This window comes from Salinispirillum marinum (genome assembly GCF_042650105.1).
Lineage (GTDB): Bacteria > Pseudomonadota > Gammaproteobacteria > Pseudomonadales > Natronospirillaceae > Salinispirillum > Salinispirillum marinum.
The window spans coordinates 960,121-972,939 of record NZ_JBHSAL010000001.1; the positions used below are offsets into that span (position 1 = coordinate 960,121).

General features: G+C 52.8%; 17 protein-coding genes. 8 read left to right on the plus strand and 9 right to left on the minus strand.

Annotated features, from left to right (window positions below; translation table 11 throughout):
- Window positions 1-11 precede the first annotated feature (11 nt).
- The 3 genes from ACFOSD_RS04510 to ACFOSD_RS04520 form a co-directional block, all read right to left on the minus strand.
- Window positions 12-635, minus strand: a complete 624-nt coding sequence (locus ACFOSD_RS04510) for a LysE family translocator (protein ID WP_380693081.1) — start codon at window positions 633-635, stop codon at window positions 12-14.
- 77 nt (window positions 636-712) lie between these two features.
- A complete protein-coding gene (gene map / locus ACFOSD_RS04515) occupies window positions 713-1,483 on the minus strand; it encodes a type I methionyl aminopeptidase (RefSeq protein WP_380693079.1) in 771 nt (256 codons plus the stop codon).
- Window positions 1,476-1,682 carry a ParD-like family protein gene (locus ACFOSD_RS04520; protein WP_380693077.1) on the minus strand — a complete coding sequence of 69 codons (207 nt, stop codon included), beginning with the start codon at window positions 1,680-1,682 and terminating at the stop codon, window positions 1,476-1,478. Before ACFOSD_RS04520 ends, map begins: the two co-directional genes overlap by 8 nt.
- Window positions 1,683-1,874: 192 nt before the next feature.
- On the opposite strand from ACFOSD_RS04520, the gene ACFOSD_RS04525 reads away from it, so the two are divergent.
- The 3 genes from ACFOSD_RS04525 (at window position 1,875) to ACFOSD_RS04535 (ending at window position 2,570) form a co-directional block, all read left to right on the plus strand.
- Complete coding sequence (locus ACFOSD_RS04525; RefSeq protein WP_380707527.1) at window positions 1,875-2,036, plus strand: nucleotidyltransferase domain-containing protein; 162 nt, start codon at window positions 1,875-1,877, stop codon at window positions 2,034-2,036.
- 220 nt (window positions 2,037-2,256) lie between these two features.
- The gene (locus ACFOSD_RS04530) at window positions 2,257-2,511 is read left to right on the plus strand and encodes a Fic/DOC family N-terminal domain-containing protein (protein WP_380693073.1); all 255 of its coding nucleotides are present in this window, start codon (window positions 2,257-2,259) and stop codon (window positions 2,509-2,511) included.
- Window positions 2,490-2,570, plus strand: coding sequence for a hypothetical protein (locus tag ACFOSD_RS04535; RefSeq protein WP_380707551.1), 81 nt, complete (start codon window positions 2,490-2,492; stop codon window positions 2,568-2,570). Before ACFOSD_RS04530 ends, ACFOSD_RS04535 begins: the two co-directional genes overlap by 22 nt.
- A gap of 80 nt (window positions 2,571-2,650) precedes the next feature.
- Here ACFOSD_RS04535 and ACFOSD_RS04540 read toward each other — a convergent pair whose 3' ends face one another.
- Window positions 2,651-5,320, minus strand: a complete 2,670-nt coding sequence (locus ACFOSD_RS04540; protein ID WP_380693070.1) for a TolB family protein — start codon at window positions 5,318-5,320, stop codon at window positions 2,651-2,653.
- A gap of 277 nt (window positions 5,321-5,597) precedes the next feature.
- Here ACFOSD_RS04540 and ACFOSD_RS04545 point away from each other — a divergent pair, with 277 nt between their 5' ends.
- Entirely contained in the window at window positions 5,598-6,740 is a 1,143-nt protein-coding gene (locus ACFOSD_RS04545) for an aspartyl protease family protein (protein WP_380693067.1), read from the plus strand.
- A gap of 42 nt (window positions 6,741-6,782) precedes the next feature.
- Here ACFOSD_RS04545 and ACFOSD_RS04550 read toward each other — a convergent pair whose 3' ends face one another.
- Complete coding sequence (locus tag ACFOSD_RS04550; protein WP_380709136.1) at window positions 6,783-7,781, minus strand: LLM class flavin-dependent oxidoreductase; 999 nt, start codon at window positions 7,779-7,781, stop codon at window positions 6,783-6,785.
- Window positions 7,782-7,867: 86 nt separating this feature from the next.
- Window positions 7,868-8,785 carry an NAD(P)H-binding protein gene (locus ACFOSD_RS04555; RefSeq protein ID WP_380693063.1) on the minus strand — a complete coding sequence of 306 codons (918 nt, stop codon included), beginning with the start codon at window positions 8,783-8,785 and terminating at the stop codon, window positions 7,868-7,870.
- Window positions 8,786-8,890: 105 nt separating this feature from the next.
- Here ACFOSD_RS04555 and ACFOSD_RS04560 point away from each other — a divergent pair, with 105 nt between their 5' ends.
- On the plus strand, window positions 8,891-9,772 hold the full coding sequence (locus ACFOSD_RS04560) for a LysR family transcriptional regulator (RefSeq protein ID WP_380693061.1): 882 nt from the start codon (window positions 8,891-8,893) through the stop codon (window positions 9,770-9,772).
- A 29-nt stretch (window positions 9,773-9,801) separates the two neighbouring features.
- Here the strand turns inward: ACFOSD_RS04560 and ACFOSD_RS04565 are convergent, their stop codons facing one another.
- The gene (locus ACFOSD_RS04565; RefSeq protein ID WP_380693056.1) at window positions 9,802-10,212 is read right to left on the minus strand and encodes an Rrf2 family transcriptional regulator; all 411 of its coding nucleotides are present in this window, start codon (window positions 10,210-10,212) and stop codon (window positions 9,802-9,804) included.
- Between the two features lie 128 nt (window positions 10,213-10,340).
- On the opposite strand from ACFOSD_RS04565, the gene ACFOSD_RS04570 reads away from it, so the two are divergent.
- A complete protein-coding gene (locus tag ACFOSD_RS04570; protein WP_380693053.1) occupies window positions 10,341-11,267 on the plus strand; it encodes an NAD(P)/FAD-dependent oxidoreductase in 927 nt (308 codons plus the stop codon).
- 6 nt (window positions 11,268-11,273) lie between these two features.
- Here the strand turns inward: ACFOSD_RS04570 and ACFOSD_RS04575 are convergent, their stop codons facing one another.
- Window positions 11,274-11,630, minus strand: coding sequence for a DUF1801 domain-containing protein (locus ACFOSD_RS04575; protein WP_380693051.1), 357 nt, complete (start codon window positions 11,628-11,630; stop codon window positions 11,274-11,276).
- 14 nt (window positions 11,631-11,644) lie between these two features.
- A complete protein-coding gene (locus tag ACFOSD_RS04580) occupies window positions 11,645-12,082 on the minus strand; it encodes a GNAT family N-acetyltransferase (RefSeq protein WP_380693049.1) in 438 nt (145 codons plus the stop codon).
- A gap of 212 nt (window positions 12,083-12,294) precedes the next feature.
- On the opposite strand from ACFOSD_RS04580, the gene ACFOSD_RS04585 reads away from it, so the two are divergent.
- Window positions 12,295-12,492: an addiction module protein gene (locus ACFOSD_RS04585; protein ID WP_380707553.1), complete on the plus strand. Its 198-nt coding sequence runs from the start codon at window positions 12,295-12,297 to the stop codon at window positions 12,490-12,492.
- Between the two features lie 2 nt (window positions 12,493-12,494).
- Window positions 12,495-12,806 (plus strand): type II toxin-antitoxin system RelE/ParE family toxin, encoded by a 312-nt coding sequence (locus ACFOSD_RS04590; RefSeq protein WP_380693044.1) that lies wholly within the window; start codon window positions 12,495-12,497, stop codon window positions 12,804-12,806.
- Window positions 12,807-12,819 lie beyond the last annotated feature (13 nt).

Genomic DNA, 12,819 nt, shown 5'->3' on the forward strand with positions numbered 1-12,819 from the left:
TGGGAAGCTGATCACCCTCTCGAACTCAACAGCACTTTCACCGCAGCCAGACTAAACAGAAAGGCTAATGCGGCTTCAAACACCCGACGCAACTTTATGTACCCGCGACGTACCGGCGCCAAACTAAATAATAGTGCATAGCCAAAGAATACAGAGAAACTCACACTAGCAACGGTGACAATGACTTGCACCAAGTCAGTGGCGGTTGCTGTAGGCGACACCACCAGCGCGTAGAGCGAACCGAAAAAGAGAATGGCTTTCGGGTTGGTGAGGTGGATCAACAGGCCCTTCACGTAGGTAGCGCGATAGGTAGGTCTGGTGCGCACAACAGCCTGTTGTGCATCGCGACGCAAGGCAGCGCGTGCTGATTTATAAGACAGAAAAAATAAATAGCTCGCTCCCAGATAACGCATAGCCTCTACCAGCCAAACATGGGTATACATGAGAGCACCCAGTCCAAAAGCTGCCGATACCGACCAAAACAACGAGCCTGTAAATACACCCGCAGCCAACGCCATGCCAAAACCTCGCCCTTGGGCCATCGAGGTCCCTAAAATGGCGAGCGTGGCGGGACCGGGACTGGCGACCGCCAGCAAGGCCAAAGAGACAATCAACACCAGCGGCAACTCTACCATTTAACTCACCTTATCCACGTTAGGACAACAGGATACCGTATCTTGTAAACTCAACGGCGAAAAAAGCTCTTGTATTTTTAGCGCTCCTCATCGCGCAGCGTCAACACCTCATAACCCGTCGCGGTGACCGCAATCGTATGCTCCCACTGCGCGGACAATTTCTTATCGGCGGTGACCACTGTCCAGCCGTCTTTCTTCTGTTTCACCTTGGCTTTGCCTTGGTTCACCATCGGCTCAATGGTAAACGTCATGCCTTCTTGCAACACCAAGCCTTCACCTGCACGACCATAATGCAGCACCGCCGGTTCCTCGTGCATGGTCCGGCCGATACCGTGGCCACAATATTCCCGCACGATGGTATAGCCCTGTTGGGTCGCCTGTTGCTGAATGGCATGACCAACATCACCCAAGGTGGCGCCCGGCTTGACCGTCCGTATGCCCGCCCACATCGCATCGTACGTCGTATCCACCAGACGTTTAGCCAGAGGCGAGATATCTCCAATAGCGTACATCTTGCTGGAATCAGCGATAAACCCGCCTTGTTCCAGCGTGATATCAACATTCACAATATCGCCTGGCACCAAAATTTGAGTGGCCGAAGGAATACCGTGGCAAACAACATGATTCACCGAGGTGTTCAGCACATACGGAAAACCGTATTGCCCCTTGCTGGCCGGACGCGTACCTAACCGGTTAATGATGAAATCTTCCGCCAGGTTATTGATGTCCATGGTCGACATGCCCGCCGTTATCTGATCGTCCAAATAACGAAACACCGAAGCCAGCAACTGGCCGGATTTGCGCATCACTGCCAGCTCTTCGGGCTGCTTGATGATGACCCTACCCATGCGAAACCTGCCTCACATCCACCTCGGCCAATTTCATTTGCTCACGCATGATGTCGGTGAACGTCAGGTTGGGGTTAGCTTCCGCCAACATACCGATTTTGATCCAGTACTCGGATTGCGCGTTGATCGAGCGCAACATCACCGAGCTGGCTTTGCGAATTTCTTCATGCAGCTCATCGTTGATTTTGACGATACCCATTGGCGTGCCTTATATATGAATCGTATACGAATCATATACAACTGTTACTGAGGGCGCAAGAAGCGCACTCTCATCCCACCGCCAACAAGAGTTTGCTGAACGGTGACGCGGTGCATAAAGTATCGGCATGGTTCAACGAATACAGAGTGGCACTAATGCCCGTCCTTAATAGCAAAAAAAATAGCCCATGTGGTGAGTGACTTCCTTCATCAGCAACTGCCGGGACTGCGAGGCATATACCTTTTTGGCAGCCAAGCCCAACAGACCGCAGGGCCAGACAGTGATATTGATCTTGCTGTTTTGGTGCAGGCTATGTGGACCCGATGCTGCTATGGGAACTCAGCAACCAATTGACAGAACAGCGCCAGGCCGAGGTAGATCTCGTGGATTTGCGCGCTGCTTCTCCATTTCCTATGCCGTTAAAGCACCATATGCAAAGGTAAGCACCATTTCCTCTGCATATCAGGCCGGACATGTATAGATTTACTATTTTTCTATGCATAACTTAAGAACGGGTCATTGAGTGCTGCCAATCTTGCCCCCGGAGTCTCCCGAAAGCTGGGAAGCCCGTCACGTGCTGAAAAAAGCGGCGGAAGCCCGTCGTTACTTGGCAGAGCTCAAAGGTGTTGCAGCCACTATTCCTAATGAAGAAATACTGATCAATACGCTCACTTTGCAAGAAGCTAGGCACAGCTCCGAAATTGAAAACATCATCACCACTCAGGATGATCTCTACCGCGCCGTGGTAGCAGATGAAGCCAGCGTCTCACCGCGACCAAGTATCTTGATGAACTGGTCACCATCGGCCTGCTCAAAAAAACCAAGGTAGGGCGCAGCAATTTCTACATCAATTCACAGCTCATGGCGCTCTTCTTGGAGCGCGCTTAACGACAAACAGAACCAATAGCAAGCTAAGGTGACTTCATACGCTCACTGCCTGTACCCTGTCCATCGCTAACCGATAAACATCATAACGCCAGATTCAAACTCAATTGGGCGCTGAACGCTTGCTCCCCCGGCTCGTAATATACGGCGGCTTTGGGCGCTATACGCAAGGCATTCTGGCGCAGTAAGACCAGGCTGGGTGAGGCCGAAACGCCAAACGCGGCACGATGGTTGTCCTGTTGATATTGATGATGCGCACTCACGCCGAATTCGGTATTCCGCAAAAACACCCACGACCCCAAAGCACCGCCCTGTGCACCGCTATTGAACAGATACGTCAGGTTGTTTTGCTGGGTCAGCTCTTGCGCGGTAGCAGCGCCAAATACCGGGTGGTCGTCCAGCAAGGGAGTGTCTTGTTGTAACCATTGGGTGGCCCACTGCACTTCCAGTGCTTGAGTGGGCTGCCAACCGGACAGTGTGACGGTGGATGCACTGGCAAAAGACCACTGGCGTGCTGCCAGATGATATTCCGCTTGGTGCGTTCCGGAATAAGCTCGTTGCGGCCGAATGGCTTGCATGGGGCGGTCGCGCCCCAGCGCTAGGTCAAAACCGGTGCCAATGCGTTGTTCTGGCGTATCGTCGTCAGACCATTGCTGCACCATACCGACATAGGGTTCGGCGGTGGCGTTCGTCCACTGCATGGGCAGCGACCCGGTAACCCGCAGTTGGCGGGTATCCGCTCCCTGTTCCGCACCGACCGACAGTACCGGGCCAGCCGCCAAGCGGTAGTCGGCGGTCAATCCACCCAATGGCGCCGGCTCGGTAAAGTCATAACCGGCAAACAGTTCCAGAGTGAGGTGATCGAGCACATCCTGCGACAGTACCTGCGCCGTTACTTGGCGGAAATCGGTGCTGATCGACCATTGGGTGGGGTTCCAGAGGTGTTGCCACGGTCTGTATTTTTCTGTTTCCGGTTCGTCCACGGGTGCGGTGGCGGCGTGATTAATGGGTCGCATCAGGGGTTCAACGTAGCGTTCGGGCCGGTCGGTATCGGCCTCAACCCAAGCCGGATTTACGCCGGTTAAGGGCAGGTCGATCCAAGCCAGTTGTTGCCCCGTGCTTTGATAATCGGCAAACCATACACGATTGCCATCTTCCGCCAGAATCGGGTAATAGGCGCCATAAGGCCGTCGTGTTTGTACCTGTGCTGGGTCGTCGAGAGTGTGCCAGTACAGTTGATCGCGCCCGGTTCGGTCACTGGTGAACAGCAAGCCGTGTTCCGTGAGCTGGGGCGCACGGATAACCTCTTGTGCGGACGGCATCAAGCGCACGGGCTCGGCGGTTCCTCGGACGTGATAGAGACCATCCAACGAATCCGCACCGGCCAATACATAGACCACACCAAGGTCATTCGCGCTTAGGTCAAACGCGAGGCTACCCACCGGCAAGGTGTGGCGGCGTGTTTCCTGGCCTTGTGTATCCAACCAGACGATGGCACTGCGCCGTTGCGCGTCCAGTTCATGCGCCACGAAGCCGTCTGGATGATGCGCCACGTGGGTGAATTTTTGCTGCTGCGTGACCCAATGATAGCCTTCATCGGCAGACCAACATTGGATATCCCCGTACGAGTGGTGCGGGCGCACGACATCAGGCTGTTCTCTGACCCAGCACAATGCCTCGTCATCGACGCTGATGGCGCGGGTTTTGGCTCCGGAATAATAGTGCCGCGCGACATCTACCGGAATGTCGACCACCGCTTCCCATTTCCCATCGTGCCAACGGCCTGCTTGGTAACCGGTGTTCATATCCACCCGCAAAGTCCAGAGCGTGCCATTGGCCATACCGAGCGGATAATGACTAACCCAGCGGTCGGTAGCGGGATCCCTCCACGAAGTGACCGAGGTGGTCGGGTGGGCGTCTCGTTGCTGTTGCCAACGTTGCTTTAATTGGGCCGTAAGCTCGGCAAAATGAACCTCGATGGGTTGCCCGGTTAAGCGTTCGATTTCTTGATCAAAGGTTCCGCCGTCCCATTGCCCAATGCGGTGATGGACTTGCTCGAACAGGTCGTCACCGTAGTTCATACGCAAATAGCCGGTGAGATAATAGCCCAGCACATAAGGGCCTAAATAAGGATACCGTTCAAACCCTGTTCCTATCATGGTGCGGTCATAGTCGTAAGACGGCTGGTTCAAAATGTCCGTGCGATACCACAGATCGAAGGAAGCCACGCGGCCACGACCACCGAGCGTATGGGTGGTTTCACTGACGGTCGCGTCACCTTCAAAATACCAGTCGGGCATGATCAGCAAGGAGACGCCCATGCCAATATCAGGGCCTAACACGGTGGACAATAAACGCAGCCAAGGTGAGTCATTGGCTTGGTTCATTTGTACGATGTGTCGACCTTCATGAACCGCCAGAACATCCATCCATTCAAGCCCGGCGAAGGGGGCAGGACGGTTGTACCACACCGTGCGATAGGGAAACACGCCGACAAAACCGTTGGATGTGTGTTCATTCGTGCGCAACACTACATCAATCTTTCGCAATCCCCGTTCCACCGGCAGGGCTTGCACATGGGCCTCAACATAGGTGTTCAATCTGGCCGCAATACGTTGGGCTTCGTCTTCAACGTCCGCCGGGTAGATCAAGCGAAAAGATTCTTGGTCGATCACCCGCCATTCTTGCCCCCAAGCGGCATGGTTCAGCAACAGCAGCCCTAAGATAATGAATTGCCAATAAACCCGTTTCACACGACAAAGCCTTTTTGAATAATTCGGTGTTTGAGTGTAGATGAAACACCCTCGTTGTACCGCTTTTGCGACCAGCGGCACATAACGGCGATGAATGGCATTATGGGTGTGTAAAGCAAAAAGTGCAGCAGCTCAAAGCCCGGCGTGTCATTTGTAGGCCATTGTTACCACTCGTACACTGGGAAGGCCGTTAGTCACATCCAAGGTTCAAGCCCTTAATTGTCGGCTATGCTGTAGAGGTTATCTTTTTAATCGCTGTTTTGTTTTGAGGACTGTTATGGCTGTTCGGCTTTGTTCACTGTTGGTTACCGCGTTGCTCACCTTTACGGGGTGCAGCTACTTCACCAATGTAGGGTTACTTTTGCAAGGCTCGATGGAAACGACGGCGCCGACAACTCTGCCCTTTACCTATGTCAAACAGCTCATCATCGTCGACGCGCAGATCGGCGCAGAACGAGGGTCGTTTATTTTGGATACAGCGGCTTTCGACTCCAAGATCGAACAGGACTTCGCGCAGCACCTGGACTTACCGACTGTCACCACCAAAAATGTTAGCACTGCGCAAGGGTTAGAGCAGCGCTTACCGGTAACGCAGCTTCCCAGCGTCCAATTAGGACAAGCCGAATTCGTCAACACCAGTGCCGGTATTCTTGAGTATGGTGAGGATTCCGCGTCGCAGTGCGTGGCCCCGCAAGGTTTGTTAGGCGCGAATTTAATGCGTCGTGGCTACTGGAAAATCGACTACCGCATGCAAGAAATTACCCTGCATGATGAGCCACTGCCTCTTCCCGACATGGCCTATGAGCTGCAATTCACCCACCCGACGCTATCGGCTACCCCCAGCATATCCCTTAACGTGGGCGGCAAGACAGTCGAAGGCGTGTTGTTTGATACCGGGTACAACGGTGGACTGGTATTACCCCTTGCTCTGGCGTCGGAATTCGCCTCGGACACCACGCTGGCCATCGCAGACCGCTCGACCTCCGGCATTTTTGGCGCCAATGAAGATCAACTGCTGATTAAAGATTTGTCGATCGAGTTAGCGGGCATGAAAGCCACCATTCCGGTGGAATTTTCACAGCAGGGTAAGGCGTTATTGGGCAATGATGTGTTGGAGCATTTTGATCTGTATTTAGACTACACCGACGATCGTATTCACTTGATGCCGCGCTCAGACATTGAGGTTTCGCCACCTCGGCGCTTCATCCCCGGTATCACGGTGGATGACCGCTGGATAGTCAATCGGACAGAGGAAGCAAACGGACTGGCCCTCGGCACGATGATCAACACCATCAATGGGCAAAAACCTTCCGAACTTTTTAGCGATTTTTGTGACTATTTTTTGCATCTTGACCGCATATTAGGCACAAAACCACTCACGTTAGAGATGGCGAGTGGGGAAACCCGAGTATTGCCGTAAGGCATGACAAGAAAAGAATACGGGGGTTTGATGGAACAATACCTACCCCCGTACCGCCATCAGCAACTCCAACGCCCGAATCCGTTCATCCGGGTCATACAAGTCATTAGTGAACATCAACTCATTCACCTGCAGTTCTGCGACCAAGCCTGCCAAATACGCTTTGACCTGTTCCGGTGTGCCGACGGCCGCCAGTGACAAAAACTCTTTCACGCCCGCTTCTTCCTGGGGCGACCAGTAACCCGCCATGGATTCAACCGGTGGCTTAAGCCACACCGGCTCACCCCGAAACAAAGCCAGAATGCGTTGTTGACCAGAAGTAGAGAGCAGCTTGGCGCGTTCTTCGGTTTCAGCGATCACCAGCGGCAAACCCAGCATAACGTAGGGTTCAGCCAGCGTTGCCGACGGTCGGAAGTGCGTGCGGTAAATATGCACCGCTTCGCGCACCAGCCGAGGCGCAAAATGCCCGGCGAAGGCATAAGGCAAGCCCCGTTGTGCGGCCAGTTGAGCACTGAACAGGCTAGAACCTAACAACCAGATCGGCACGTTGGTGCCCGCGCCAGGAATGGCTTTTAGTCGTTGTCCCGGCTGCAGCGGCCCGAGCAGTTGCTGCAATAATTGCACTTCATGCGGGAAGTCATCGGCGGCGCGGTCATCGCGGCGTAAGGCGCGCGCGGTAACGGGGTCTGTGCCCGGCGCACGCCCAAGGCCCAAGTCAATGCGGCCAGGGTACAGGCTTTCCAGCGTGCCAAACTGTTCTGCCACCACCAGCGGCGGATGGTTGGGCAACATCACGCCACCGGAGCCTACCCGAATGCGCTTTGTACCACCGGCAACATGGCCAACCAAGACTGCTGTGGCCGAGCTGGCAACGCCTTCGGTGTTGTGGTGTTCCGCCAACCAAAAGCGCTGAAACCCTAGGTCATCGGCAGCTTGGGCATAGCGCAGGGATTCCTTAAAGGTGTCGGTGGCATCGCGGCCTTCACGTATGGAGGCGAGTTCTAGCAAAGAAAAGGGTATGGACTGCAACATATTCGGCATTACAAATTAGTGTTCTCTTAATATGCGGCCATGAGACCATCAATTCAAGATAAAACCTTAACCGAGCGACCACCATTACCCAGTCTTTATGGTTTCAGCAGGGTCTGTTTGATTACGAATGGCAAGCTTGTTGCGTGGCGATCGGCTCCCAGCCGTTGAGCCATTTTTTCGCCGTTCAATACCACCGGCTGCTCCCACAGATAACGCATTTTTTTCACTTCCCGCATCATAGGGCTGAACAGCGCCGCCAACGCTAGGCCCCACCAAGGAAAGGACGAAATCTTGAATTTTACGCCCAGTTCCTGAAATGCCTGCTGCCAGTCAGCCTTGGTTAAGGCTAAGCCCGGGTCGTGAAACACTTCCCAAGCTGCCAACGGTTGCTGCAATAGCAACGCGGTGTTTTTACACAAGTCCGGCAGATAACTGTAATAGTGCACGTGGTCGGCGTTATGTGGCAGTTGCAACCTAACGCGGTCACCCTTCACCTTGGCGATGATGTTCAACCACGATAGATGGGTATCTGGCCCTATAAAGTCGCCCGCCCGCACAATGAGCACCTGCGCGCCGCGTTCTGTTGCCTGCTGTAAACGCTGCTCCATCTGTTGACGAATCAAGCCCTTCGCCGTTGGCGGGCGCGCTGTCACGCTTTCGTCGATAAGCTCTGGCTGTGGCGCAAAGGCGTACACATTGCCGGGAAAGAGTATTTGCAATTTGTGCTGTTCGGCGGCTTTAACCGAAGGTTCAAGCATTGCCAGCGCTTCTTGCGGCCAACGGTGATACGGCGGATTCGCCGCATACACCAGCAGTTCTACCCCTTCGGCGGCGCGCAATACCGCCTCTTCATCCTGTGCGCTGCCCTGTACAATGTCCTCAGGTATCAGCCAATTGGGTGCCTTTGTCGGCTCCCGCAGTAACGCGCGAATAGCCCAACCTTGCTCACGCAGGGCTTTTGCCATCTCTAAGCCGAAGTTGCCGTTAATGCCGATGATCAGTGCTGTTTTCATGCCCTACCTCTTGCTGCTGGTTTTTACATTGAGAAAGCGATGCCGCCATTCTATTATTCATATAGAAATATAGAATCGACAAAATATAAACATGGATATTCAATAATGAATAATATTGACTGGCAAAGCTGGCACTACTTCTTGCAAATCGTACAGTCTGGAAGTTTGAATCAAGCCGCTGAAAAACTCGGCGTTTCCCAGCCGACGTTATCTCGGCATTTGCAGGCGCTGGAGAAACAGCTGGGTCAGTCGTTGTTTGATCGCAGTACACAAGGGCTAACGCCAACGCGGTTTGGTCAGAGTCTGATTGAAGAAGCGGAAGTTATGCGCGCCTCGGCGCAACGCTTGGAACGGCAGGCGGCGGGGCAGGATCAGGCGCTGACCGGCCGGGTTCGACTGTCAGCGAATGAACCCATTGCCTTGTATTATTTGCCCAAGATTCTGCCGCAATTCATGGCCGCTAACCCGCAGCTTTCGCTGGAAATAGACGTCACCAACAAGGCCTCTAGCCTAGACAAACGTGATGCCGACATCGCCATTCGGATGTTTCCGCCGCAACAACTTGACCTGATCGCCCGGCATTTGTTCGACATTCCACTCGGCTTTTTTGCCAGCGCCGACTATTTTGCTCAGTACGGCAACCCACAAAACGCCGAGGCATTAATTCAACACCGATTATTGGGGTACGACCGCGACAAACAGTTCGAGCAAGGGGCTGCGCAGTTAGGGTGGAACGTGCGTAATGAAGACTTTTTCTTTCGTACCGACTGCATGCCGCTGCATATAGAAATGGCACGCCAAGGCGGTGGTATCGTTGCTACCCATCAAGAGGTGGCCGAGTCGTTCGGTCTGGTTCCGGTAATTGTCGACCTCAAGTTACCTAAACTTCCCGTATATCTGTGTTGCCACCGTGATGTTAAGCACAACCGGCGCATCCGGCTGTTGATGGATTTTTTAGCGGAGCATCTGGTATTGGGTAGGCTCTAAAGCACGCTATCTCTACTAAAAAACAACCTCTACTTAAACCCCGCCGCTAGCACATCCAATGTGATCTCGCCAAAACGTTTCAACATCAACGCTTCTGCCTCGTTCATTACGTCTTTTAGCGCATCATTCACCGCGTGCTCTATCGGGCAACTCGTATGTTCGTCCGTTAAACCAATGGCAAACACTGAGCCATCTCCCAGTGCTTGATGCACATCCAACAAAGTAATTTCATTCAACGGTTTCGACAGCGACCAGCCGCCACTGTGTCCCTTCGCCGAACGCACATAACCTTGGTCGCGCAGCAGCGCCATGGTGCGGCGCACCACCACAGGATTCGTGTTCAGCATGTTTGCCATGGTGTCTGACGTAACCGGCGCATCAAAGGCTTCTAAGTGCACGAGCACATGAAGTACGCGCGAGAGTCGGCTGTCTTTTCGCATGAATCGTCTGCTTAGCAAGGAGTTTTATGGAGTGGATCTTATCATGAAACTTTTCTTGTTACATGTGTTGCGCTCAATTGCACATTGATGTAACAATTAATGTTACATAATAGAGCGAGGTGAATAAGATGCTGAACCCTGAATTCACAAACAAAGACAACGCAGATGTCGTTATTATCGGCGGCAGCTTCGCCGGACTGTCAGCCGCCATGCAACTGGTGCGCGCCCAACGCCGCGTTGTGGTGATTGACGCCAACAAGCCACGCAACCGTTTTGCAGCGGCGTCCCACGGCATATTCGCCTTAGATGGCAAAACACCAGAAGACATTCGCGCCACCGCGCTGGCGCAACTGCGAGCCTACCCCACGTTTGAATTACTGGAAGATATCGCCACCGGCATTGAGCAAACCCGCGATGGCTTTGCAGCTTTGACCAGCAAGGGCACACAAGTAAATGCCCAGCGCGTCATCCTCGCCATGGGCATTACTGACCAACTGCCGGACATTCCCGGCGTAACAGAACATTGGGGCAAAAGTGTGATTCACTGCCCCTACTGCCACGGCTATGAGTTGAAAAACCGAGCACTCGGCGTACTGGCCACCAGCGAGATGTCGTTCCATCAAGCCGCGATGATTCCTGACTGGGGTGCCACCACATTGTTTACCCAAGGGCGGTTTGAACCGGAAGGGCAGACTTTGAGCCACCTGCAAGCCCGTGGTGTTGAAATTGAGCGTTCGCCCATCGTTGAAGTAGTGGGTGACGGCGTGCAGATTCAGCACGTTGTATTGGCAGACGGGCGCACGCAGCCGCTGGGTGGGCTGTATGTGGGACCAAAAATTGCGCTGAATTCACCACTGATAGAGCGTCTGAATTTGGAACTGGAAGAAACCCCGTTGGGAACTATTGTGAAGGTAGATGGGTTTAAAGAAAGCTCATTGAAAGGGCTATATGTGGCGGGTGATTTATCCAATGCCATGCAAAATGGCACCTTTGCCATTGCTTCGGGTACCATGGCAGGGGTGGCAGTGCATCGGTCGTTAATTTTTGACCTTTGAATGTGCTTATTGATTAGAGGCCTGTTGCAGCGCACTTTCTATGTAGTCTGATACCTGCTTGTTAGTAATATCGGCGAACGCATGCAGCTTAATATGACGGCGAAACTTGCCTGCTCCCTCCAGTACCCCATGCGGGTCGGGCAAGTCAGCGCCATGGCTGAACTCCACAGAGACGTGCTTGGCGTAGGCGAAGACACCACAAAACGACGGCCCGGCGGAAAACAAAATACCACCGTACTTCACCTCTTCCGTCACCCCCGTACCCGCCGACAGCGCCAGCTCCCGAACACGTTCAGCCATCAAATATTGAACTTCACCCAAACCACGAATGTCTTCTAGCCATTGTTCAACTGCTTGTCCCATGGTTTAAATCCTCTTTATTCTCCGTTAAACCCATTGCCGTCATGTAGTTTTTTTGCCATACCCACCATTGTTACCTGATACCCCAGTTTTTGGTTCAAGGCCATCATTTTGGTATTCGCCACATAGACTTGTGTCCTGACCTCACTCACGCCATTGCTGCTTAACCATGATTCTGCCGACGTTTTAAGGCGAGTAGCGACACCTCGTTGGCGAAATTGCGGATGCACCCACAGCGATAACACATTGCCATGCAGTGGTTCTGACTTTTCGGCTATCTGCACCCAGTGTAGGCCAACAATGGCGTTAGACGAATTTTTGGCAAGAATGACATAATTGCGACACGCTGGGCTGCGTAACTTTTCAATGGTTTGATGTATGGACTCTGCAGAATACCGATGTTCGGCTAACCACTCACGCGGAACATCGCAATGTACTTTTGCGACCTCTGCCATCGCGGTCACGATTGAGATCGAGTATTTCGTATTTAAGATCGTCCATTAGCAAACTTCCTATTAACCCAAACGTGCTGGTTTATTTTAGTCATCGGCAACTTGAGTCCTCACCTTGATATCGAGTACTTTTTATCGCACTATGCTTTTACGCTTAAACATCTTGGAGCATTGCTATGCCTCGGGCAGAACTCGAATCACTCACAATGGCAGTCATGACATTATCTGAGCACGAGCGTGCAAAATTAGCCAGTGACTTGATGGCAAGCCTCGATGGTCCAGCGGAATCTGATGTAGCAGAAGCTTGGGATATAGAAGTTTGCCGCCGTATCAATGAGATAGAATCTGGACGTACAGAGCTTCTGAATCTTGATGACGTACTCGCACGCGCAAGAGCTCGTATAAGGAACTAACTGTGATTGTAAGAATCAGCAAGGACGCTGCCGAAGAATTAGCGGAAGCTGCCGTTTGGTATGAAAATGAATCAACCGGGCTGGGAGAACGGCTAATTGATGCTTTTGAACACGCTACCGAACTGTTAAAAGAACCCAACCCGCCACTGACTTTACTTCAAGGTAAAGCCTCTCGTTTGGGTGCGAAATCTCTCATCCTTCACCGCTTTCCCTTTTCTCTTGTTACTATTCAAAAAGAACTAACTATCACAGTAGTTGCATTTGCCCACCACTCACGAAAGCCCGGTTACTGGCACAAACGTATAGTGTCATAACACTTGCTTTAAG